General features: G+C 61.3%; 20 protein-coding genes. 9 read left to right on the plus strand and 11 right to left on the minus strand.

Annotated elements, in window-relative coordinates; translation table 11 throughout:
- Positions 1 to 3 precede the first annotated feature (3 nt).
- The 5 genes from AAEZ10_RS08380 to AAEZ10_RS08400 form a co-directional block, all read right to left on the minus strand.
- Positions 4 to 1428, minus strand: coding sequence for a di-heme oxidoreductase family protein (locus AAEZ10_RS08380; protein ID WP_502947681.1), 1425 nt, complete (start codon positions 1426 to 1428; stop codon positions 4 to 6).
- 279 nt (positions 1429 to 1707) lie between these two features.
- A complete protein-coding gene (locus AAEZ10_RS08385) occupies positions 1708 to 3060 on the minus strand; it encodes an imelysin family protein (protein ID WP_122746738.1) in 1353 nt (450 codons plus the stop codon).
- A 146-nt stretch (positions 3061 to 3206) separates the two neighbouring features.
- Positions 3207 to 5258: a putative bifunctional diguanylate cyclase/phosphodiesterase gene (locus AAEZ10_RS08390; protein ID WP_110646249.1), complete on the minus strand. Its 2052-nt coding sequence runs from the start codon at positions 5256 to 5258 to the stop codon at positions 3207 to 3209.
- 329 nt (positions 5259 to 5587) lie between these two features.
- Positions 5588 to 6184: a superoxide dismutase gene (locus AAEZ10_RS08395; RefSeq protein WP_016773431.1), complete on the minus strand. Its 597-nt coding sequence runs from the start codon at positions 6182 to 6184 to the stop codon at positions 5588 to 5590.
- Between the two features lie 176 nt (positions 6185 to 6360).
- Positions 6361 to 6963, minus strand: a complete 603-nt coding sequence (locus tag AAEZ10_RS08400; RefSeq protein ID WP_016773432.1) for a LysE/ArgO family amino acid transporter — start codon at positions 6961 to 6963, stop codon at positions 6361 to 6363.
- A 96-nt stretch (positions 6964 to 7059) separates the two neighbouring features.
- On the opposite strand from AAEZ10_RS08400, the gene AAEZ10_RS08405 reads away from it, so the two are divergent.
- The 4 genes from AAEZ10_RS08405 (at position 7060) to AAEZ10_RS08420 (ending at position 10991) form a co-directional block, all read left to right on the plus strand.
- Positions 7060 to 7947, plus strand: coding sequence for a LysR family transcriptional regulator ArgP (locus tag AAEZ10_RS08405; protein WP_101162211.1), 888 nt, complete (start codon positions 7060 to 7062; stop codon positions 7945 to 7947).
- Between the two features lie 99 nt (positions 7948 to 8046).
- Positions 8047 to 9039, plus strand: a complete 993-nt coding sequence (locus AAEZ10_RS08410) for an NAD-dependent epimerase/dehydratase family protein (protein WP_073471899.1) — start codon at positions 8047 to 8049, stop codon at positions 9037 to 9039.
- 116 nt (positions 9040 to 9155) lie between these two features.
- Complete coding sequence (locus AAEZ10_RS08415; protein ID WP_076563987.1) at positions 9156 to 10013, plus strand: ATPase; 858 nt, start codon at positions 9156 to 9158, stop codon at positions 10011 to 10013.
- Positions 10014 to 10142: 129 nt separating this feature from the next.
- Positions 10143 to 10991, plus strand: a complete 849-nt coding sequence (locus AAEZ10_RS08420; RefSeq protein WP_073471904.1) for a cache domain-containing protein — start codon at positions 10143 to 10145, stop codon at positions 10989 to 10991.
- A gap of 132 nt (positions 10992 to 11123) precedes the next feature.
- On the opposite strand, the gene AAEZ10_RS08425 is transcribed toward AAEZ10_RS08420, so the two are convergent.
- Positions 11124 to 12641, minus strand: a complete 1518-nt coding sequence (locus tag AAEZ10_RS08425; RefSeq protein ID WP_071173411.1) for an MDR family MFS transporter — start codon at positions 12639 to 12641, stop codon at positions 11124 to 11126.
- A 78-nt stretch (positions 12642 to 12719) separates the two neighbouring features.
- Positions 12720 to 13913: a 4-hydroxybenzoate 3-monooxygenase gene (gene pobA / locus AAEZ10_RS08430; protein WP_073471909.1), complete on the minus strand. Its 1194-nt coding sequence runs from the start codon at positions 13911 to 13913 to the stop codon at positions 12720 to 12722.
- A 175-nt stretch (positions 13914 to 14088) separates the two neighbouring features.
- On the opposite strand from pobA, the gene AAEZ10_RS08435 reads away from it, so the two are divergent.
- Complete coding sequence (locus tag AAEZ10_RS08435; RefSeq protein ID WP_071173409.1) at positions 14089 to 14979, plus strand: helix-turn-helix domain-containing protein; 891 nt, start codon at positions 14089 to 14091, stop codon at positions 14977 to 14979.
- 131 nt (positions 14980 to 15110) lie between these two features.
- Here AAEZ10_RS08435 and AAEZ10_RS08445 read toward each other — a convergent pair whose 3' ends face one another.
- Together AAEZ10_RS08445 and AAEZ10_RS08450 are read right to left on the minus strand one after the other, a co-directional pair.
- Positions 15111 to 15287: a hypothetical protein gene (locus AAEZ10_RS08445; protein ID WP_016773438.1), complete on the minus strand. Its 177-nt coding sequence runs from the start codon at positions 15285 to 15287 to the stop codon at positions 15111 to 15113.
- 130 nt (positions 15288 to 15417) lie between these two features.
- Entirely contained in the window at positions 15418 to 16323 is a 906-nt protein-coding gene (locus AAEZ10_RS08450; protein WP_323167727.1) for a LysR family transcriptional regulator, read from the minus strand.
- A 113-nt stretch (positions 16324 to 16436) separates the two neighbouring features.
- Here AAEZ10_RS08450 and AAEZ10_RS08455 point away from each other — a divergent pair, with 113 nt between their 5' ends.
- Positions 16437 to 17315 (plus strand): MBL fold metallo-hydrolase, encoded by an 879-nt coding sequence (locus AAEZ10_RS08455; protein WP_071173407.1) that lies wholly within the window; start codon positions 16437 to 16439, stop codon positions 17313 to 17315.
- A 45-nt stretch (positions 17316 to 17360) separates the two neighbouring features.
- Complete coding sequence (locus tag AAEZ10_RS08460) at positions 17361 to 17975, plus strand: NAD(P)-dependent oxidoreductase (RefSeq protein ID WP_350568760.1); 615 nt, start codon at positions 17361 to 17363, stop codon at positions 17973 to 17975.
- 323 nt (positions 17976 to 18298) lie between these two features.
- On the opposite strand, the gene AAEZ10_RS08465 is transcribed toward AAEZ10_RS08460, so the two are convergent.
- The gene (locus AAEZ10_RS08465; RefSeq protein ID WP_350568762.1) at positions 18299 to 19180 is read right to left on the minus strand and encodes a LysR substrate-binding domain-containing protein; all 882 of its coding nucleotides are present in this window, start codon (positions 19178 to 19180) and stop codon (positions 18299 to 18301) included.
- Positions 19181 to 19398: 218 nt separating this feature from the next.
- Here AAEZ10_RS08465 and AAEZ10_RS08470 point away from each other — a divergent pair, with 218 nt between their 5' ends.
- Positions 19399 to 21036 carry a 5-guanidino-2-oxopentanoate decarboxylase gene (locus tag AAEZ10_RS08470; protein WP_350568764.1) on the plus strand — a complete coding sequence of 546 codons (1638 nt, stop codon included), beginning with the start codon at positions 19399 to 19401 and terminating at the stop codon, positions 21034 to 21036.
- On the plus strand, positions 21036 to 22484 hold the full coding sequence (locus AAEZ10_RS08475; RefSeq protein WP_350568911.1) for an aldehyde dehydrogenase family protein: 1449 nt from the start codon (positions 21036 to 21038) through the stop codon (positions 22482 to 22484). Before AAEZ10_RS08470 ends, AAEZ10_RS08475 begins: the two co-directional genes overlap by 1 nt.
- 246 nt (positions 22485 to 22730) lie before the next feature.
- On the opposite strand, the gene AAEZ10_RS08480 is transcribed toward AAEZ10_RS08475, so the two are convergent.
- On the minus strand, positions 22731 to 23660 hold the full coding sequence (locus AAEZ10_RS08480; protein WP_016773445.1) for an AraC family transcriptional regulator: 930 nt from the start codon (positions 23658 to 23660) through the stop codon (positions 22731 to 22733).
- Positions 23661 to 23709: the final 49 nt, after the last annotated feature.

Here is a 23709-nt window from a genome sequence, read left to right on the forward strand (position 1 = left end):
TATTTAAAGTGAGTTCAGAAACGCCAGCAACGCAGCGCGCTGCTCGGCATTGAAAGACAAAACCTGTTGCTGCGCCGCCGTCGCTTCGCCGCCATGCCAGAGCACCGCTTCGAGCAGGTTGCGTGCGCGACCGTCATGCAAAAACTGGGTGTGACCGCTGACCGCTTGCGTCAGGCCGATCCCCCACAACGGCGGCGTGCGCCAGTCGCGGCCGGAGGCCTGAAATTCGGTGCGGTTGTCCGCCAGACCTTCGCCCATGTCATGCAGGAGCAAGTCGCTGTATGGACGAATCACCTGATTGGCCAATTCCGGTTCGGCGGCATCGGCGGCGGTGGTGTATTTCGGCGTGTGGCACGACTGGCAACCGGCCTGGAAAAACAGATTCTTGCCGGCCAGCACCTGTGGATCGTTGACGCCACGGCGCGCCGGCACTGCGAGATTGCGGCTGTAGAACAGCACCAGCCGCAGGATGTTGTCGCTGACTTCCGGCTCGCCGTCCGGGCCATTACCGTTCGGCGCCTGTTTGCAGGCAGTCTGCGCCTCGGTGCAATCGTCGAACGGCCGCAGGCTGGTGGTCAGGCCCATGTCACCCGAGAACGCATGAACATTCTGTTGATTGAGATTCGGCTGCCCGGCTTTCCAGCCGAACCGGCCGACGACGGTTTTCTGAAACTGGTCATCCCAGACACGGTTGGGCCGGCCGTTGATGCCGTTGTTCTCTTTCGCCTGGGCGGCGGCGTTGGCGAGGATCGCCTCCTCGGGGATGGCTTCGAGCAGGCCCAGACCAATCATCGGCGGCGCCACCCGCGCGGAAAAACGCGTGTCCGGGTGCATCGGGCCGTAACCGAGTTGAGTGATCTGCAGGGTCGGTTTGCGCAGCTCGACTTCAGTGCCGTCCTTGAAGCGTACCGGCACCGGCGTGTAGTCGACGCGGACCTTGCCTTCCGGGGCGACGCCGGGCACGGCCATGTCCTGGAATTGCCCGCCATACACCGGCTCCGGCACCACGCCGAGCTGTTCGATGACTTTGGCGTAGGGCGGCGCGTCGGGAATCGACAGGCGCACCAGCATCGACACTGCATTGCTTGCATCAGGTGCCGGCGGATGCCCGCGACCGTCCTTGATGTGGCAGTTCTGGCAGGCGTTGGTATTGAACAGCGGGCCGAGGCCGTCGCGCGCCGTGGTGGTCGACGGCGCGATCACCCACGGGCTGCGAAAGAAACTGTTGCCGACACTGAAGTCCACGCGCCGCGACGGCGGCAGGTTGGCCGATGGCAGGGAGAAGGCGTTCTGATCGCTCTTGCGCACAGTCGCCGCACCGCCCGAACGCGCTTCCCCCGGCTCGGCCTTGGTGAAACGCGGGGCGTCATCGCAGGCACTCAGGCCCAGGGCCAGCAACAGTGCGGACAAGCGAAGCGGCAACGACAGCATCAGACATCCTGCAAACGGGCGAAAACAAAGGCGCAAAGTCTAACAGGGCGGGGGAGTTTGAATAAGAGGAATTATCGTTTGCTTGATATCGCGCAAGCCTTGAAGCGCATACCAACACTGTGGGAGCGAGCCTGCTCGCGAAAGCGACGCCAGACGCGCTGAAAATGCTGCGCCGGATCAAGCCTTCGCGAGCAGGCTCGCTCCCACAGGGATAGTGGTGTGCCAATAATGAAAAAGGCGACCCGAAGGTCGCCTCTTTTTGAGCGGACGCTGCGATCAGAATTCGTGATCGGCGCTGTCCGGGTTCAGGTCGCTGATGCCCAGTTTGCCGGCAGCGGCTTCGATCGAGCCGGTCTGCTTGACCAGCGCGGCGATGGCGTCGCGAACCACCTGGTTGCCAGCGGTGTTGCCGGCAGCGATCAACTGGTCGTAGTGCTCACCCTTGTTGGCGTGATCGACCATGACCTGGATCTTCGCTTCGGTCGCGGCCAGATCGGCTTTCAGCGCGGTGTCGGCAGCCGGATCGGCCTTGGCCACCAGCGACGACAGGCTGGCGCCGGTCAGCTTGGTGCCGTCAACACGGGTGTACTCGCCCAGGTAAACGTTACGCACGCCTTTGGCGTCGTAGAAGTGCGAGTAGTGGGTGTTGTCGCTGAAGCAATCCTGCTCGTCTTCGGGGGAGTTGGCTTCCAGGGAAACCTTCATGCGTTCGCCCGCCAGTTCACCCAGCGACAGGCTGCCCATGCCGAAGAGCATTTTGCGCAGGCCGGTTTCGCCTGGCTCGGCTTCCAGGGTGGCGCGGTAGTTGTCGGCCACGTTCGGCTTCCAGTTGCCGACCATTTCTTCCAGGTCGCTGACCAGCAGTTGGGTCACGGCTTTCAGGTAGGCACGACGACGCTCGTTATGACCACCGGTGGCGCCGGCGCCTTCCAGGTAGTCCGAGGCCGGACGGTTGCCAGCGCCAGGGCCGGTGCCGTTCAGATCCTGGCCCCAGAGCAGGAATTCGATCGCGTGGTAGCCGGTGGCAACGTTCGCCTCGGAACCGCCCAGCTCGTTGAGGCTGGCGAGTTTTTCCGGGGTGATTTCTTTCACGTCGACTTTGTCTTCGCCGACCTGCACTTCGGTGTTGGCAATGATGTTGGCGCTGGCGCCCGGGTTACCCAGTGCGTGCTCGTAGGATTTGTCTACGTAGTCGATCAAGCCCTCGTCCAGTGGCCAGGCGTTAACCTGACCTTCCCAGTCGTCGATGATGGTGTTGCCGAAGCGAAATACTTCGCTCTGCAGATACGGCACGCGCGCGGCAACCCAGGCAGCCTTGGCGGCTTTGAGGGTGTCGGCGTTCGGCTTGGCGAGGAACGCGTCGACGGCGGTTTGCAGGGTTTTCGCGGTGGATTCGGCATCGCTGTAAACGGCGAAGACCATGTCGGCGTAGTGCGCGACCACAGCCTTGGCGGCGGCATCGTCAACTTTACCGGCGGCAGGAGCAGGTGCAGCGGCAGGGGCTGGAGCAGCGCTGCTGGAAGCCGGAGTCATTTCGGAGGCTTTTTCTTTGTCCTTGCCTTCGCCGCAACCGGCGAGGGAAATAGCGATGGCCAGCAGACTGGCGGTAGCCAGAGGCATACGAATCATGGCGAACATCCTGCTTCGGTAGTTGAGTGGACTGGCGCCGGTGGCGCGCAAAACTGCGACATAATGCAAATCTTTCGCATTATGTGTAAAGGCGTGCTTGGAAATATTTCTTATTTAGGCAGGTGTGATGGCGCGATCTCTCGCTTTCAGAGAATCGCCGCGTTGCTGCGTTGCGCCTGCTTGAGGTAAATACCCAGTTCCCGCGCTGGCAGCGGTTTGCTGTAGTGGTAGCCCTGACCTTCGTGGCAACCCTCGGAAATGATGTAGCTTTCCTGCTCGGCGGTTTCCACGCCTTCGGCAATCACCTGCATGCCCAGGCTCTTGCCCAGTTGAATGATCGCGCGAACGATGGTCGCGTCATCGTCGTCATCGAGCAGGTCCTGAACGAAGCTCTTGTCGATCTTGATCTTGTCCAGCGGCAGGCTTTTCAGATAACTGAGGGACGAGTAGCCGGTGCCGAAGTCGTCGATCGCGATCAGCGCACCGGAGCGGCGCAGGCTGAGCAGATGCTGGGCGGCGGTGGTGATGTCTTCCATCAGGCCGGTTTCGGTGACTTCCAGTTCCAGACTGCGCGGCGGCAAGCGGTACATCTGCAACAGGTTGTTGACCACCCGCGGCAGCTCGGCGTGGTGCAGTTGCACGGTGGACAGATTGACCGCCATGCGCAGATCGACGAAACCCTGATCGTGCCACTCGCGCAATTGCTTGCAGGCCTGATCGAGCACCCACTCGCCGATGGCGATGATCGTGCCGTTCTGTTCGGCCAGCGGGATGAACAGGTCCGGAGGCACCAGACCGTGTTCCGGATGTTGCCAGCGAATCAGCGCTTCGACGCCGACCACGCGGTGGTCGCGATAGCTGATCTGCGGTTGGTAGACGAGGTAGAACTGGTCGCGGATCAGCGCATCGCGCAGGTCTTTTTCCAGCTCGCGACGACGGCGCATCTCGCTGTCGACGCTGGCGATATAGAACTGATAGCGATTGCGCGAGCGGGTCTTGGCCAGGGTCATGGTCTGTTCGGCTTTCTGCAACAGCTTCTCGGTGCTGTCGCCGTCCTCCGGAAACAGGGTGATGCCGATAGTCGCGCGCAGGCGGATTTCATGATCGTCGAGGGCGAAGGGCGCCTCGAGGTCATCGAGAATGCTTTGCGCCAGTTCTGCTGCTTCGTAAGGCTGTTCAATGTCGGCCTGCACCAGCGCGAACTGATCGCCGCCGAGGCGAGCGAGCGCGCCAAGACGACCACTGTGGGCACGTAAACGATCGGCCAGGGCCAGCAGCAATTGGTCGCCGGTCTGGTAGCTGAATTGCTCGTTGATGCCCTTGAAGTCATCCAGGCCGACGCACAACACCGCGACGCGGCGCTGCAGCTTGCCGGCATCGACGAGAATCTTGTCCAGTTGCTGCTGCAATTGCTGGCGGTTTGGCAGACCGGTGAGGAAGTCGTACTGGGCCATGCGCAGCAGGCTGTTTTCCGCTTCGTGGCGCAGGTGGGTGTTGCGTTCGATGGACTCGAGCAACTGGTTGGCGGTGTTGATCCACAGGCCCAGTTCGTTCTTTTCGTGGCCCTTGATCTGCGGAATCTTGTGCTCGCTGGGACGATCGGGGTTGATCTCGGTGAGGTGCTCGATGATTCGCGACAGCGGTTTGGTCAGCAGCCAGTGATAGACCAGATACAGCACCAGGCCCAACGCCAGTGCCCGCAACACCCCGGAAATGAAAATGATCACCGAGCTGACGATAAACCCTTCGCCATAAGTGGCGGTGTCGAGGGTGATGCTCAGGTCGCCGTAGTATTCGCTGTACGGACCGCGGCCGACCAATTGCGTGGTGAAGGTGCGTTCCTGGCCAAGAATCAGGTCGGTCAGCCAACGGCTGTTGGAATGCTGCAGCTCGCGGGATTTCTGCGCCAGCATGGCTTCGTTGGGATGGCCGATCGAGGCCTGACGCACGGCGTCGTCCTGGAACAGCCCTTCGATCACCTGCATGCCCATTTCCCGATCCAGGCTGTACACGGCCTGGGTCGATGGATCGCGGAACATGTCGAGGATGCGCTCGGCGTCGCCGGCAACCGCCTGACGGGTCTTGTAGGCATCGAAGACAATCTGCGCGCAGCTCAAGACTACGCCTACGATCAATGCCGACAGGAGCACGACCCGGAGCAACTTCACCGACAAGCTGTTCTTGAGTTCCAGCTTCAAAGGGTTATTCCTTGTTCCGTGCGGGTAGCGTCAAGTTGCCATGAGTATTGGCAATCCCGGGTTGGCAGTCAAAGGGACAATCGGGCACGGGAAAAGTCGCCGTGATCCTGGCCGCAATGTCGTCATTTGAGTAATAGCTCTGAATTAACTGTGTCGGTTGCAGTTGCCTTCAACTTGAGCACTGGGTCAAAGATTTTTTCTTGCCTGTGATGGTAGTCGGCTGGGGGCTGGCGGCAAACGGCGCGAAGCTGCTTTTATCGTGCGAGAAACGCCATGCGCCGGGCATAAAAAAACCCGACCGAAGCCGGGTTTCTCGTCTGGCGCGAAGCTTAAGCGGTGAAGGTCTTGCCTTCGAACTGCTCGGCCACGAACTTCCAGTTGACCAGGTTCCAGAACGCTTCAACGTACTTCGGACGCAGGTTGCGGTAGTCGATGTAGTAAGCGTGCTCCCAGACGTCGCAGGTCAGCAGCGGGGTGTCGCCGCTGGTCAGCGGGTTGCCGGCGCCGATGGTGCTGGCCAGGGCCAGGGAACCGTCAGCCTTTTTCACCAGCCAGCCCCAGCCGGAACCGAAGGTGCCGATCGAGGTTTTGCTGAATTCTTCCTTGAACTTGTCGAACGAACCGAACGCTGCGTTGATGGCATCTGCCAGTGCGCCGGTTGGTTGACCGCCGGCGTTTGGCGCCAGGCAGTTCCAGTAGAAGGTGTGGTTCCAGACCTGAGCGGCGTTGTTGAAGATGCCGCCCGAAGAAGTCTTGACGATTTCTTCCAGGGTCTTGCCTTCAAACTCGGTGCCTGGCACCAGGTTGTTCAGGTTCACGACGTAGGTGTTGTGGTGCTTGTCGTGGTGGAACTCCAGGGTTTCCTTGGAGATGTGCGGCTGCAGGGCATCGTGTGCGTAAGGCAGCGGCGGCAATTCGAAAGCCATGATGATTCTCCTAATCAGGTCTGTTGCGGTGAGCGCAAGGCCGATCACGGGCGGCCGGAAATGCACCGGCGAGTTTTTACTCTTTGCGGCGCAGGGTTCGGATCATAGCACCGGGGTCGCGCCTTAACCACGCAACAACTGTGTGGGATAGAGGTTCCAGAGCCTTTGGCAATTATTCATCCGGCGATGATCAACTGCGCGGCCACGGCGAACATCATCAACGCCACCACCAGATCGAGAATGCGCCACGTGCTCGGGCGGGCCAGCCACGGTGCCAGCCACGCCGCGCCGAGGGCCAGGGTGAAAAACCACAGCAACGATGCACTCGCCGCGCCGACCACATAAGCGCCCGGCACCGATTGCTGCGCGCCCAGCGAGCCGATCAGCAGTACCGTATCCAGATAAACGTGGGGGTTGAGCAAGGTCACCGCCAGAGCGCTGAGCATCACTGCGCGCAGCGAACGCACGGTCTGGTTTTCGCCTTGCTCAAGGCTCTGTTTCGAGCAGGCCCGGCGCAGCGCCTGGCTGCCGTACCAGATCAGAAACGTCGCACCGCCCCAACGGGCGATCGCCAGCAGGGTCGGGTTCTGCGCGAGGATCGTCGCCAGGCCGAACACCCCGGCCGCGACCAGAATTGCGTCACACACCACACACAATGCCGCCACCGGCAAATGGTGTTCACGGCGCAGGCTTTGCGCCAGGACAAAAGCGTTCTGCGTGCCGATCGCCATGATCAGGCCGAACGCCACCAACAGGCCGTTTACATAGCTTTGCCACATGAGAGAAATCCTTGAAGGAGAGTGCTTGCTGGCTATTCTCCGATGTGACGCTGTATAAGAAAAACCAATAGTGCTGATCGCCCATTAGGAAAACTGATGTTCGACTATAAATTGCTTTCCGCGCTCGCCGCTGTGGTCGAGCAGGCTGGATTCGATCGCGCCGCACAGGTGCTGGGCCTGTCGCAGTCGGCGATCTCCCAGCGCATCAAATTGCTTGAAGCGCGGGTCGGCCAGCCAGTGCTGGTGCGTGAAACACCGCCATCGCCGACCGAGATCGGCCGACGCTTGCTCAACCATGTGCAGCAGGTGCGTCTGCTCGAGCGCGACCTGCAATCAGTGGTGCCGGCGCTCGACGAAGAAGGCCTGCCCGATCGCCTGCGCATCGCCCTCAACGCCGACAGCCTCGCCACTTGGTGGGCCGCGGCCGTCGGCGATTTCTGCGCCGAGCAGCATTTGTTGCTCGACCTGATCGTCGAAGACCAGACCGTCGGCCTCAAACGCATGCGTGCCGGTGAAGTGGCTGCGTGTCTCTGCGCCAGCGAGCGCCCGGTGGCCGGCGCACGCAGCGTATTGCTCGGCGCCATGCGTTATCGGGCGCTGGCCAGTCCAGCCTTCATCGCCCGGCATTTTCCCGATGGCGTGCGCGCCGAACAGCTGCCGCGCACCCCGGCGCTGGTGTTCGGCCCGGACGATTTTCTCCAGCATCGCTATCTGGCGCTGTTGGGCGTCGACGGCGCGTTTGAACATCACTTATGTCCGTCCTCCGAAGGCTTCATCCGCCTGACCGAGGCCGGTCTGGGTTGGGGGCTGGTGCCGGAACTGCAGGTGCGCGAACAGTTGCAACGCGGGGTGCTGCGCGAATTGCTGCCAGATAAACCGATCGACGTGCCGCTGTACTGGCATCATTGGCGCAATGGCGGCCAGTTGCTGAACCTGCTTACCGAACAACTGCTGCGCTCCTCAAAGCAATGGCTAGTGGCTTGAACGCAGCATCAAGCGTCAAGCTGCAAGCGGCAAGAACACGTACCGTTTCAACTTGCAGCTGAAAGCTCGAAGCTTGCAGCTGCTTCCCTGGAGTTTTTGATGAAGATTTTGGTTACCGGCGCCAGCGGCTTTATTGGCGGGCGCTTTGCGCGTTTCGCCCTGGAGCAGGGCCTTGAAGTGCGGGTCAACGGTCGCCGGGCCGAGAGCGTCGAGCATCTGGTGCGCCGCGGTGCCGAGTTCGTGCCGGGCGATCTGACCGACGCCGATCTGGTGCACGACCTGTGCCGTGACGTCGAAGCCGTGGTGCATTGCGCCGGTGCGGTTGGCGTGTGGGGGCGTTATCAGGACTTTCATCAGGGCAACGTCGAAGTCACCGAAAACGTCGTCGAAGCGTGCCTCAAGCAGCGGGTGCGGCGGCTGGTGCATCTGTCGTCGCCGTCGATCTATTTCGATGGCCGCGACCATCTCGGTCTGACCGAAGAGCAAGTGCCCAAACGCTTCAAGCATCCCTACGCCGCGACCAAATATCTGGCCGAGCAGAAAGTCTTCGGTGCCCAGGAATTCGGTCTGGAAACCATCGCCCTGCGCCCGCGTTTCGTCACCGGTGCCGGCGACATGAGCATCTTCCCGCGCCTGCTGAAGATGCAGCGCAAGGGCCGGCTGGCGATCATCGGCGACGGCTTGAACAAGGTCGATTTCACCAGCGTGCAAAATCTCAACGAAGCCATGCTCAGCAGCCTGTTGGCGCAAGGTTCGGCGCTGGGCAAGGCCTACAACATCAGCAACGGTTCGCCGGTGCCGCTGTGGGATGTGGTCAATTACGTGATGCGGCGGATGGACGTCGATCAGGTGCGCAAATATCGCTCCTACGGTCTCGCGTACAGCGTCGCGGCGCTCAACGAAGGCGCGTGCATGCTCTGGCCGGGACGCCCTGAGCCGACCCTGTCGCGCCTGGGCATGCAGGTCATGAAAAAAAACTTCACCCTCGACATCAGCCGCGCCCGGCATTATCTCGACTACGATCCGAAAGTCAGCCTGTGGGCGGCCCTCGATGAGTTCTGCGCGTGGTGGAAAGCCCAGGACATCCGTTGAAACGATTCGGCCGGGCGGCAATGAACCGCCTTGCGGGTTGAGGGTCAATGCCTGCGGCTGCGGCGGTTATACTTCGCAGCATTTAGCCATCACCGCGTTTGCCAAAGGTTGCCTCAATGTCCATGCGAAACGATGCCCACGACGACGATTTCGACAACGTGCCAAGCCTGCGCGCCGACCCGTTCGATGACGATGACATCGCACCCGGCCCCCGCACTTCCGTGCATTCGCGCAGCGCGCCAGTGGTCAAGGTCAAGGCCGCCAGCACCGGGCCGCTGTGGGCGCTGGTCGGCGCGTTGTTTTTTGCCTTCATCGGTCTGGCCTGGTGGAGCTTCCAGCAGATCTCGCTGATGGAGCAGCAACTGGTCGCCACCCAGGAAAGCTTCGCCCGCATCAGCGAAGAAGCGGCAGGGCGCCTGCAGGATATTTCCGGCAAGGTCGTCGCCAGCCAGAGCAACGTCAGCAGCGACAGCGAAGCGCTGAAGCTGCAAATCAAGCAACTCGAAGGCAAGCTGCTCGACCAGAGCAAGCAGCAGCAAGGCGTGGCCGGGCAGGCCAGCGAACTGGACAAGCGTCTGGCGCAGATGACCGCGCAGACCACCGAACAACAGAACGCCAATACGCAGTTGCAGGCTCAGGTCAAAGCCTTGAGCGCCGAGCTGGCGACCATCAAAAGCACCCCGGCCGATACCAGCAAGGTCGATGCGCAGTTGAAAGCTTTCGATGCCCAATTCAAAAGCCTCGGCGCGGATATCGCCGCGCTGAAGAAACAGGGCAATCCGAGCGCGGCGATCGATCGTCTGGAGCAGGACATCGTCGTGCTGAAAAGTCAGCAGGACAACCGCCCGGCAGCGCCACAGGGTGGCGGCAATACTGCCGAGTTCGATGCATTCCGCGCGCAGATGACCCGCAACCTGAATACCTTGCAGGCGCAGATCCAGAATCTCCAGCAGCAGATCAATTCCCGCCCGTAAGCGCTGAGCGAGGCTGGCGAGCGTTGCTTGCCAGCTTCACGGCGCAATGTTCAGAAACGCTCTGAATATCTCTACATGACCGCAAGCCGTCTACGCTCTTGAAACACCAAAAAGAACGAGGGATGCGCTATGGGGTTTTTGCATAAAGTGGCCTGGCTCGGCCTGATGTTGTTGGCCGGCTTCGGCCAGGCCAGCGCCGCCACTGCCGCCAAGGATGACAGTCAGGCCGCCATCGCCCTGCTGGAAAAAGCCTTGGCCTACTACCACGACAATGGCGACAAGGCGTTCGCCGCGTTCAGCCGCCAGGGTGAGTTCGTCGACAAGGATCGCTACGTGTTCGTCCTCGACACCAAAGGCGTCATGCTTGCCAGTGGCGGGCCGTCATCGGCGCTGATCGGCCGCGATGTCAGCGAAGTGCTCGGGCCGGATCTGCAGAAGGCGTTCAAGGATGCGCTGAAAGTGCCGGAAGGCAACGGCATCCAGCAGGCCGAATACCGCTGGCAGAACTGGGCCGACGGCAAGGTCGAGCGCAAGCATGTGTTCTATCAGCGCGTCGGGCAGCGCATTCTCGCGGTGGGTTACTACTTGCCACGGGCTTCGGCTGAGCAGGCCAGGGCCTTGCTGGACAAAGCCGCGACGGATCTGACCAGGAACGAGAAGGGCACGCTGACCGCGATCAACTCACTCAAGGGCGGTTACTTGCAGGATGACCTGTATGTCTTCGTGGTCGATCTGAACAACCAGCGGTATGTCGCCCACGGCACCAATCTACGCTTGATCAACACTGATTTTGGCAAGGTCAAGGATCCGGAAGGCAAACCGGTGGGTGAGCCGATTCTGGCGCTGATCGGCAAGCAGGATGAAGGCGAATATGAATACCGCTGGAAAAACCCGGTGACCGGCAAGATCGAGGACAAGCATGCGTACCTGAAAAAGGTCGGGCACTTCCTCGTCGCGGTGGGTTACTACAGCCCTTGAGCGCGCGATGATCGTTCCCACGCTCCGCGCGGGAATGCAGCCCGGGACGCTCTGCGTCCCATCCAAGGCCGAACGCAGAGCGTCCGTTGAGGCATTCCCACGCAGAGCGTGGGAACGATCAGCGCAAAAGGCTCATTTCGCGCCGTGCTCCCGCCCGCGCAGCAGGTTGTTCGGCATGGCAATCGCCGCTGCCAGCCCCAGCAACGACACTGCCGTGCTGACCCAGAGCAAGTGGCGGAAGGTCACCAGCAGCTCCGCGCGCAAAGCGTTCTGCGCTTCGCCGGGGGCTGCGTTCAGGCCATCGAGCAGAACGTTGCCCGAATGCCCCTCGCTGATCAGCGAACTGTTTGCCAGATGGGCGAAGCTGGAATCGTGCAGCAACGCCAGCAGCAGCGCCGACATCAGCGCCACGCCCACCGCACCGCCCAGTGAGCGGAACAGGTTGGTGGTGCTGGTGGCGACGCCGATGTCGCGTTGTTCCACCGAGTTTTGCGTGCCGACCAGTGAGGTCGGGAACTGCATGCCGCCAGCGATGCCGCTGAGCAACATGAACAGACCGCTGAGCAGCGTTGCTTGTGGCGGACTGAAGGCCATGCCGAGAATCGAGATCGGCATGAGGATCGCCCCGGTGAGAATCTGCGGTTTGTAGCGTCCGGTGATCGAGGTGCGGCGGCCGGCGAAATAGGCGCCGATCGGCAAGCCCATCGCCAGTGGCAGCAAGTGCAACGCCGCGCTGTCGGCGCCAGCGCCGGTGACGCTTTGAAAGCGCAGCGGCATCAGCACGATCAGCGAAATGGCCTGGAAACTGGTGAAGAAAATCGTGCACCAGCACAACAGGGCATTGCGGTTGGCGAACAGGTGCATCGGCAGCAACGGCTCCCGCGCCCGGCGCTCATGCCAGACGAACAGCGCCAATACCACCACGGCACAAGCGAACAGGCCGAGCACTTCGCTGCTGCGCCATGAATGACCCTGGCCGACTTCGGTGATGCCGAGCAGCAACGCGGTCAGGCCGATGATCATCAGCACCGTGCCGAGATAATCGATCACCGGTTTGCGCTGCGGAATCGGCAAGCCGCGCAGATTGCGCCGAGCCACCCACCAGGCGCCGAGGCCCAGCGGCAGGTTGATCAGAAACACCCAGCGCCACGACAGGTATTCGGTCATGTAGCCGCCGAGCACCGGACCGGCGACGCTGGCCACGGCGTACATGCTGCTGAAGTAACCCTGATAGCGGCCGCGTTCACGCGGCGGGACGATGTCGCCGATGATCGCCTGACTCACCGAGATCATGCCGCCGGCGCCGATGCCCTGAAGGATCCGCGCCAGCACCAGTTGTTCCATGCTCTGCGCCATGCCGCAGAACAGCGAGGCAAGGGTGAACAGGCCCATACCGAACAGCATCAGTTTGCGCCGCCCGTACAGGTCGCCGAGCTTGCCGTAGATCGGCACCGCCACGGTCATCGCCACCATGTAACCGGAAATCACCCAGGCCAGCAGGCTGACGTCCTTGAATTGAGCGGAGATCGCCGGCATCGACACGGCGACGATGGTCTGGTCCAGCGCACCGAGGAAGATCGCCATCATCAAGGCGACCAGCACGCTGCGAATGGCCGGTTTGGGCGTTTCAGGCTGATTGAGAGTGGTCACGGAAAACCTGCGGGCAGTGATTGACCCGCATGGACAAGGCGAGCGGGTAAGTGCTCGCCAGTGTAAGTCGATAGCAGGCTATTCGATAGCCTCGTACGGAAGTCCGACGTAATTTTCTGCAATGGTTTTTTGCCCGGCTTGCGAGCTGACAAAGTAGTCCAGTTCCGAAGCGCTGATGCGCTGGCTGAACTCATCGTGCTCGTCGAAGCGATGCAGCATCGACGTCATCCACCAGGAAAACCGCTCGGCTTTCCATACTCGGCGCAGGCAGATCTCCGAGTATTTTTCCAGCAGATCGGTACGGCCTTCGCGATAGACCTTCAGCAGAATATTGAACAACGTGCTGACATCGCTGGCGGCCAGGTTCAAGCCCTTGGCGCCAGTGGGCGGGACGATATGGGCAGCGTCGCCGACGAGAAACATGCGCCCGTACTGCATTGGCTCGACGACAAAACTGCGCAGCGGCGCGATGCTTTTTTCGATCGAAGGACCGGTCACCAGTTTTTCCGCGAGGGCATCCGGCAGGCGTTTTTTCAGCTCATCCCAGAAACGCTGATCGCTCCAGTCATCGACGTTTTCATCCGCCGGCACTTGCAGGTAATAGCGGGTGCGCGTGGCCGAACGCATGCTGCACAAGGCGAAGCCGCGTTCGTGGCGGGCGTAGACCAATTCGTCGTGGACCGGCGGTGTGTCGGCGAGAATGCCCAGCCAGCCGAACGGGTAGACCCGCTCGAAAATCTTCAGGCAATCGGCCGGAATCGACTGCCGCGCGACGCCATGGAAACCATCGCAACCGGCGATGTAATCGCAATCGACGCGCCAGCTTTCACCGTCCTTTTCGAAGGTGACAAAAGCTTCGTCGCTTTTCATGCCGTGGGGAACGGCATTGCTCGCTTGATAAATTGTTGGCGCGCCGGCCTCCCGACGAGCGGCCATCAGGTCGCGGGTGACCTCGGTCTGGCCGTAGACCATTACTGTTTTGCCGCCGGTCAGCGCGTGCAGGTCGATGTGCACCTGGCGCCCGTCCAGCGCCAGATCGAAGCCGCCATGAACCAGACCTTCGGCATCCATTCGCTGACCGACGCCGGCCTCACGCAGCAGCTCTACCATGCCTTGTTCAAGCACACCGGCGCGGATGCGTCCAAGAATGTAATCGGGCGTCTGGCGTTCGAGGATCAGGGTGTCGATGCCAGCGTTGTGCAGCAACTGGCCGAGAAGCAGTCCGGAAGGACCGGCGCCGATAATGGCGACTTGGGTTTTCAGGATTTTCATTGTTTTTATGACTCGCAAGCTTCACGCAGCAACAACCGGTGAATGATTTTATGGATCGAGTGCTTGCATTTTTCCCTTGCGGGTCTGTCAATTGAAGGTGAAAACTGAGCCGATACCTGTACATTCTGCCAATCGGTGCGATTATCGCCCAAAAACCAGAGGCCTGGATTGAAGTATGAACAAGCCTGCCCTGCCTTCTATTCCGGTGTTCAAGCTCTATGGTGAAAGCCTGGACTGGCCGACCCCGGACTTGCTGCACTGTGAAACCATTTCCTCGCGCAGTCGCGAACATCAATGGGAAATCAAACCTCACCGCCATGCGGATCTGTGCCAGCTGCTGTTCGTTTTCAAAGGTCAGGCAGAGCTCGAAATCGAAGGCCAGCGCACGCAACTCGAGACGCCAGCGATTCAGGTGCTGCCACCGTTGTCGGTGCACGGGTTTCGTTTTTCCGAGGATGTTGAAGGCTTCATCGTTACCTTGGCCACGCCGCTGATCAAGCATTTGCAGGCGCAACTGGGCGATTCGGTACACGCGTTGGCTCGGGCGGAAAACTACCCGGCCGGCAAGGATGGCGATTATCTCAACAGCCTGTTTTCAGCGTTGCAGGCCGAGTACAACGGCCATCAACCGGCGCGGGAAATGCTCATGCATTCGCTGGTCAGTGTGATCATGGTCTGGGTCAGCCGTCAGGCGATCGTCCGCCACAAGGCCAGCCAACGGCCGCAACGCCAGCGCGAATACCTCAACGGTTTCATTCAGTTGGTGGAAGAGACTTACCGCCAGCACGTCAAGGTCGAAGACCTCGCCCATCGCCTGGGCATCTCCGTGTCGCACCTCAACGGCACCTGCCGTGAACTGGCCGGGCAACCGGCGTTGCAGATCATGCACGAGCGTCAGTTGCTGGAAGCCAAGCGCCTGCTGACCTACACCAGCATGACGATTTACGAGATGTCGGAGCTGTTGGGGTTTTCCGATCCGACCAATTTCACGCGCCTGTTCCGCCGCCGGGTGGGAATTTCGCCAAAGGCATTCCGCGACCGCTTGAAGGCCGAGCAACAACCTTAAAAGCACCACCCAACACCTGTGGGAGCGAGCTTGCTCGCGAAGGCGGAGCGTCATCCAACAAACAGGCTGACTGACCCACCGCTTTCGCGAGCAAGCTCGCTCCCACAGGGTTGCATTCCAGCGCAGGTCTATCAGCGCAATGCGTTCAGCGTGGCATTGTGCGGAATACACCGCTCATAGTTGCAGCTCGCATACTCGCGCGGCAGCTGGCGCAACTGCTCGACCCGCCAGGCAGCGGTGCCGTACAGCGCCAGCGTGGCGGCGCAGGTGATGAAGATGGCGGCGTATCTTTTTGTTTTGATGTTCATGGTGTTCGACCTCTGAACGTCTACCTTGCGGTATTACTTTGAGCATAGGTCAGCGGCGCGCACTTGCCAGCGAGTGCGCTTGAGGATTTAGCCGGCCATTCAGGTGATTGATGCCCATGTCGGAGCGGGTTTACAGGCCGGCATCCCAGGCCGGGGCCTCGGGAAAGCGCTCAACCAGAAAGTCGAGCATGCTGCGCAGTGCCGCCGGCATGTGTTTGCGTGAGGCGTACACCGCGTAGATATTCATCTGGCGCGGTTCGACATGTGGCAGCAAACGCAGCAGTTCGCCGCTGTGAATATGCACGCCAGCCTGGTAGGTCGGCAGCATCGCCACGCCCGCGCCGGCCAGGGTTGCGCGCAGAAGGGTGCTGGCCTCGTTGGCGCTGATATTGCCCTGCACCGGTACCGAAACCGGTTCGCCATCCTCCTCGAAATGCCACAGGCTCTTGCCGAAATAGGAATGGGTCAGGCAGTTATGTCGGCTCAAATCCTCAACCGTTTGCGGCGCCGGATGCTCAAGCAGGTAAGCCGGCGCTGCGCAGACCACCGAGCGGCACACGGTCAGGCGCCGGGCGATCAGATTCGGATCAAGATCATTGCTGGTGCGAATCGCCAGATCGATGCGTTCATCGACCAGATTCACCGTGCGGTCGAGCATCTGCAGATCGATGCTCACGCCGGGGTAAAGCCTGACGTATGCCGCCATCGCATCGGCCAGTTGCGCCTGGCCAAACGAGGTGCTGACGCTGATCCGCAGCAGTCCGCGCGGCGCGTCATCGGGTTCGCTGACGGCGGCCTGCATGTCGTGCGACAGGTCGATCATCTGCCGGCAGCGCGGGAGGATTTCACTGCCGGCGGCGGTCAGGCTCAATTTGCGCGTGGTGCGGTGCATCAGCCGCGCACCGACCCAGTCTTCCAGCTCCGCCAGATAGCGCGACACCACTGGCCGCGACAGGTCGAGGTGATCGGCCGCCGCCGACTGGCTGCCCAGGTCCACCACCGTGACGAATACCCGCATTGCTTGAAGCCGATCCATGATTTGCCCGCTTTCAGAAACAAACTATGTCCAAGCATCGCATTTTTTGTACTGAGTCTGGCAACTAAGCTCTGTTGCATCGCCAGACTGGCATTCGTAATCCGGAGCAACAAATGATCGGCTTCACCCCCTTCAAACGCGTTCTGCTCGCCGCAGCATTTTTCGGCTTTGCCGCCCATGCATCCGCTGCCGAGCTGAGCCTCGATGTCTACAACCCGGGCACCCAGGCGATTTTCCCGGTCAGCTCGGTGCTGGTCAGCGGTGAGAAAGAAGCGATTCTGGTCGATGCGCAATTCGGCAAATCCCAGGCCGAACAGGTGGTGGAGAAGATCCGCGCCAGTGGCAAACAGTTGACCACCATCTACATCAGCCACGGTGACCCGGATTACTACTTCGGCCTCGACACCCTGACCAAAGCATTTCCGCAGGCAAAAGTGCTGGCTTCGCAGCCGACCGTCGATCACATCAAGCACACCGTCGACGGCAAGCTGGCGTACTGGGGGCCGAAAATGGGCGCCGACGTGCCGGCGAAAACCATCGTCCCGGACGTGCTCAAGGGCGACAGCCTGACCCTCGAAGGCAAGCAATTGCAGGTGATCGGCCTCGACGGCAAGCAACCGGATCGCAGCTTCGTATGGATCCCGTCGCTGAAAGCGGTGGTCGGGGGCGTGGTGGTCGCCGAGAACATTCATGTGTGGATGGCCGACACCCAGACCGCGCAATCCCACGCCGACTGGCTGCACACCCTGCACACTATCGAAAGCCTGAAACCGCAAACCGTGGTGCCCGGCCATTTTCTGGGTGACAGCAGCCGCTCGCTGGCCAGCGTGAAATTCACTGCCGATTACATCAAGGCCTTCGATGCCGAAACCGCCAAGGCCAAAGACTCTGCTGCACTGATCGCAGCGATGAAAAAACGCTACCCGCAGCTGGGCGAGGAAAGCTCGCTGGAGCTCAGCGCGAAAGTCGCCAAGGGCGAGATGCAGTGGTAAGCCGAACCTGAACACGCAGCATTTTCAAGCCAACTGGAGAATGTCATGAGCAAGATCGCAATCATTGGTGCCACCGGCCGTGCCGGTAGCCAACTGCTGGAAGAAGCCCTGCGTCGCGGCCACAGCATCACCGCCATTGCCCGCGATACCTCAAAGGTCGGTGATCGCGCCGGTGTCGTCAGCAAGAGCCTCGACGTGCTGGATTCGGCGGCGCTGCAAGCGGCGGTGGCCGGTCACGACGTGGTGATCAGCGCAGCGCATTTCGCCACCGTCCCGGCCTCGGCGATTGTCGGACCGGTAAAACAGGCGGGCGTGAAGCGCTTGCTGGTGGTCGGCGGCGCCGGTTCGCTGTTGCTGCCGGATGACACGCGGGTGATCGACAGTGCCGGTTTCCCGGCCGAATACAAAGCCGAGGCGAGCGCAGGTGCTGAGTTTCTTGATGCGTTGCGTCAGGAGCAGGAACTGGACTGGACCTTTTTGTCGCCGTCGGCGGAGTTTGTCGAGGGTGAACGCAGCGGCCAGTATCGCGTCGGCAAGGATCATCTGTTGGTCAGTGCCGAAGGACGCAGCTGGATCACCTTTGCCGATTACGCGATTGCGCTGATTGACGAAGTGGAAACGCCGAAGCATTTGCGGCAGCGCTATACAATCGGGTATTGAGTCAAGCCTTTTCCCCTCACCCCAGCCCTCTCCCGGGGGAGAGGGAGCCGACCGAGTTGTCTTGGGTCACGCATTGACCTGAACGGCCGTGTCGATTATGGATTCGGCGTGGCTGTGTCAGGTCGATGAATTTCTTGAGTATCCCCAATCAGTTCCCTCTCCCTGGAGAGAGGGAGCCGACCGAGTTGTCTTGCGTCACACATTGACCTGAACGACCGTGTCGATTGTGGATTCGGCGTGGCTGTGTCAGGTCGATGAATCTCTTGAGTATCCCCAATCAGTTCCCTCTCCCTGGGGAGAGGGCTAGGGTGAGGGGAGAGGCTTCAGCGCAAATGAGCCTGCTCAACCAGCCAGAGCATCAGCTCCTCAAGTTGCGGCGAGGGTTCGGCTGCGGCAGGCACCACCACGTAATATGCCAACCCCGTCTTCACCTTCAACGCAAACGGCATCACCAGCCGTCCTGCGTTCAGATCATCGCCAATCAGCGACCAGTCTCCGATCGCCACCCCGGTCCCGTGCGAGGCCATCGACATCGCCTGATCCAGCGTTTCGAAATGCTGCCCGCTGCCAAGGTTGCCCAATCGCAATCCCGCCGCGTCGAGCCACACCGACCAGTCCTGAATGTCGTGGGTCGGGTGCAATAACAGATGCTCTTGCAAATCCTGCGGTGAATTCAGCGCCGGCGAACCTTTGAGCAGTTGCGGTGAGCAGACCGGTGTCAGTTGCTCGTCGAACAGATGCAGTGCGCCTGGCGAATTGTCCGGCGGCGGACCGTAGATCACGGCGGCGTCGAATTGCTCGCGCTGGAAATCCACACCGTGTTGCAGCGAGGCCGTCAGTTTCACCGGCACGTCCGGGCGTTCCTTCTGCCATTGCAGCAGACGCGGCAGCAGCCAGCGCATCACGCAGCTTGGGGCCTTGAGTTGCAACGTCTGGTGTTTGAGCCCGATCTGCTCGGTCGCTTCACTGATCAGCCCGAAGACCTTCTCCACTTGTGGCAGCCATTCGCGGCCTTCAGCCGTCAGCGCCAGACCTCGGGCCAGACGGATGAACAGCGGATAACCGAGCTGTTCTTCCAGCCCGGCGATCTGCCGGCTCACCGCGCCCTGAGTGATGTGCAACTGCTCGGCGGCGCGAGTGAAATTGCAGCATTGCGCGGTGATCCAGAACGTATGCAGAGCGGGCAGGGGTGGCAGGCGTTTCATGGCGATCCGAGGTATGACGTGGGGACATGGCTAGTATGACTTTTAATCGATTGTTGCTGCCAGTTGCGCACCGTTCCAATGGGCACTCCACGGACCCTGTGGGAGCGAGCCTGCTCGCGAAGACGGTTCAAGGTTCGACACGGATGTTGGCTGGACCGCTTATTCGCGAGCAGGCTCGCTCCCACAGGGAGTGTTCAGTGAATGAAAGGGCAATCAACATGGCAACGTGCGGCGAAGTACTGGTCAGGCTGTTGGAAAATTACGGGGTCGAGCAGGTGTTCGGCATTCCCGGTGTGCATACCGTTGAGCTGTACCGAGGCCTTGCCCGCTCAAGCATCAACCACGTCACGCCTCGTCATGAACAGGGCGCCGGGTTCATGGCTGACGGCTATGCGCGTACCAGCGGCAAACCCGGTGTGTGTTTCATCATTACCGGCCCGGGCATGACCAATATCACCACGGCCATGGGCCAGGCTTACGCCGATTCGATTCCGATGCTGGTGATCTCCAGCGTGCAGTCGCGCAGTCAGTTGGGCGGTGGGCGCGGCAAGTTGCATGAGCTGCCGAACCAGAGCGCACTGGTCGGCGGCGTCGCAGCGTTCTCGCACACGCTGATGTCGGCTGCCGAATTGCCGGCGGTGCTGGCACGTGCGTTTGCCTTGTTTCAGGCCGGACGACCACGACCGGTGCACATCGAAATTCCGTTGGACGTGCTGGTGGAAGAGGCCGATGAATTGCTCGCCAGCCTGCCGGTGAATATCGATCGCGCCGGCGCCGCACCGGCTGCCGTGAGCCGCATGAGCAAAATGCTGGCCAGCGCGCAACGTCCACTGATTCTTGCTGGCGGCGGTGCTATCGACGCGGCGCCGGAGCTGACCCGACTCGCCGAACTGCTCGACGCTCCAGTGGCGCTGACCATCAACGCCAAAGGCATGCTGCCGACCAGCCATCCGTTGTTGATCGGTTCGACGCAAAGCCTGGTCGCCACTCGCGCACTGGTCGCTGAAGCCGACGTGGTGCTGGCGATCGGCACGGAGCTGGCCGAGACCGATTACGACGTGACCTTCGCCGGCGGCTTCGAGATTCCCGGCAAGCTGCTGCGCATCGACATCGATGCCGATCAGACCGTGCGCAACTACCCGCCGCACGTCGCACTGGTCGCTGATTCGCGCAACGCCGCGCAAGCCTTGCTCAGCACGCTGACGCAAAAGCCGCTGGCCGAGCGCCGTAATGATTGGGGCCAGGTTCGCGCCGCGCGTCTGCGTGATGAATTGGCGGCGAGCTGGGATGCGCCGACGCTGGCGCAGACGCGTTTCCTCGAAACCGTGTTGCACGAGCTGCCTGACGCGGTGTTCGTCGGCGATTCCACGCAACCGGTATACACCGGCAACCTCACTTTCAACCCCCAGCGTCCGCGTCGCTGGTTCAACGCATCCACCGGTTACGGCACCCTCGGCTATGCGTTGCCGGCGGCGATTGGCGCGTGGCTCGGTGGGCAACTCGATAACGGCGCGCGCCCGCCAGTAGTGTGCCTGATCGGCGACGGCGGCTTGCAGTTCACCCTGCCGGAACTGGCCAGCGCCGTTGAAGCACGGGTGCCGGTGATCGTGTTGCTGTGGAATAACCAGGGTTACGAGGAGATCAAAAAGTACATGGTCAACCGCGCCATCGAACCGGTTGGCGTGGACATCTACACCCCGGATTTCGTTGCCGTGGCCAAGGGCCTCGGTTGCGCCGCGCAAGCCATCAGCAATATCGACGAATTGCGCGCAGCGCTGCGTAAAGCGACGGACCGGCAAGGCCCGACGCTGATTGAAATCGACCAGAACCAGTGGATGCAGGCGGTGGCCCAATGATCAGCTTTCCAACCACACTCGACGGCCTCTACATCAATGGTCAATGGTCGTCAGGCCGCGAACATCTGCGGGTGATCAATCCCGCTACCGAAGCGCTGCTGACCACCGTCAATGGCGGTGACGACCACGCCGTCGACCAGGCGATCAGCGCGGCGACCGAGGCGTTCAAACACTGGTCGACAACCACCGGCGCCGAACGCGCTGCGATCCTGCGCAACATTGCCAACGGCGTGCGCAACGGTCGCGATCACTTGATGAATCTGCAGTCGAGTAATAACGGTAAACCGCAGTTCGAAGCGGCCATCGATGTCGATGACGTGATCGCCACTTTCGACTATTACGCCGAACTCGCCGAAGGCCTCGACGCCGGGCAGGACAGCAACGTGCCGCTGCCCAGCGATGACTTCAGCGCACGCCTGCGTCGTGAGCCATGCGGTGTGGTCGGGCTGATCGTGCCGTGGAATTTCCCCATGGTCACCACCGCTTGGAAACTGGCGCCAGCGCTCGCCGCCGGTTGCTGCGTGGTGCTGAAACCTTCTGAAGTGACGCCGTTGCCGGAGCTGGAACTGGCCGCGATCATCGCTGCATCCGGCTTGCCCGACGGCGTGTTCAATCTGGTCTGCGGCACTGGTCTGGCGGTAGGCGCGCCGTTGTCGGCGGATCCACGCATCGCCAGGATTTCCTTCACCGGCAGCAATGCGGTTGGCGTGCAGGTGATGCAACGCGCTGCCGAAACCGTGAAGTGTGTGAGCCTGGAGTTGGGTGGCAAATCGTCGTTGCTGGTGCTGGCGGATGCCGATTTGGAGCTGGCGGTGGAACTGGCCTGTGGTGGGGCGTTTTTCAACGCCGGGCAGATGTGCTCGGCCACCAGTCGCGTGCTGGTGGCCGAGGCATTGATGGACGAATTTCTTCAGCGCCTGCAAAAACGTGCGGAGGCGATTCGAGTGGCCGATCCGTTCGATCCGGACGTGGAGATGGGCGCGCTGGTCAATCAGGCGCAGTACCAGCGGGTGCTTGGGCATATTGATCGCGGTTTGAGCGCCGGGGCGAGGTTGGTGTGCGGCGGCAATCGTCCGGCGCATTTGCCGCGCGGTTATTTTTTGCAACCGACGGTGTTCACCGACGTGCCGCTGGACAGCGCGTTATGGCGTGAAGAGATTTTCGGGCCGGTGGTGTGTGTGCGCGGTTTCGCCAGTGAGAGCGAAGCGATTGCGCTGGCCAACGACACGCAGTTCGGCCTGGTCGCGAGTGTGGTGACGCGAGATGCTGCAACGGCGGATCGCGTGGCCAATGCCTTGCAGGCAGGGCTGGTGTGGATCAATGCCCCGCAGGTGATTTTCCCGCAGGCGGCATGGGGCGGTTACAAGCAGAGCAGTGTCGGCCGCGAACTGGGGCCTTGGGGGTTGGCGGCGTTTTTGGAGATCAAGCACGTCGTGCGCGCGGTGTAGAAGCCTGCCCTCACCCCAGCCCTCTCCCGGGGGGAGAGGGAGCTGACCGAGATGTCTTGCGTTCTCCGTCGACCTGAAAAACCGAGTCGATTAGGATTTGAAGGTCATCAACCCAACGCCGGGTTGGCCTGGCTTGGCTGATTCCGGATTCAGCACCGATATCGCAAGTCGCTGAACCTCTCCAATATCCCCCAATCGGTTCCCTATCCCTCTGGGAGAGGGCTAGGGTGAGGGGCCTCTATGGAGTTACACCGACAGCCGCAACCGCGCCAGATCCCGCAACGGCGGCGCGCCAAACAGGCGGCTGTACTCGCGGCTGAACTGCGACGGACTTTCATAGCCCACCCGATACCCCGCCGCCGAAGCTTCCAGGCCTTCGGTCAACATCAGCCGCCGCGCCTCTTGCAGGCGCAATTGCTTCTGGTACTGCAACGGACTCATCGCGGTCATCGCCTTGAAACGGTGATGCAACGTCGACACGCTGAGGTTCACTTCCCGCGCCAGATCATCGATGCGCAGCGGTTGCTCGAAGTTGCCGTTGAGCCATTTGATGGCCTGGCTGATGCGATGGCTCTGGCTGTTGGCAATCGCAATCTCATACAAACGATGACCCTGCGGACTACGCAGCAGGCGATAGAGAATCTCCCGGCGAATCAGCGGCGCGAGCATGGCGATGTCTTTCGGCGCGTCGAGCAGCCGGGCCAGACGCAGCACCGCGTCGAGCATGGCGCTGTCGATTTTTTCCACGTACAGACCACGCCCGGTCGGCCGCGTCGGCACGCCCATCGGGCCGGCGTCGGCGATCAGCGCGGTGATTTCGGTCGGATCGATATCCAGGCGCACGGCGAGGATCGGTTCCTCTGGCGAGACATTGACCACGCGGCCGCTGAGCGGCATCGAAACCGATACCACCAGATAATTCAGCGGGTCGTAGTTGAAGAACTCGTCGGCCAGGCGGACCTCTTTGCGCCCCTGCGCCATGATGCACAGCGCCGGCTGCGCGAGTACCGGGGCAAAGTCATGGGACTGGGTGTGACGCGACATCACCAGTGAGCCGATGGCAGTCTGGTAGCTGCCATCGTCGCTGGTGTTGCGGCGGATGATCGCCGCCAGCTCCGCGCGCTGCTTTTCCATATCGGCGCTGGGTTCGGCTTGAAAACGATCGAATGACGTCATGCACGGCATCCTCGGCAAGTGAGGGGGGAATGCAGCAGAGCATATGTTT

Origin of the sequence: Pseudomonas sp. H26/SER47-MNA-CIBAN-0231, assembly GCF_040310465.1 — a bacterium.
In the GTDB taxonomy this organism is placed as follows: domain Bacteria; phylum Pseudomonadota; class Gammaproteobacteria; order Pseudomonadales; family Pseudomonadaceae; genus Aquipseudomonas; species Aquipseudomonas atacamensis.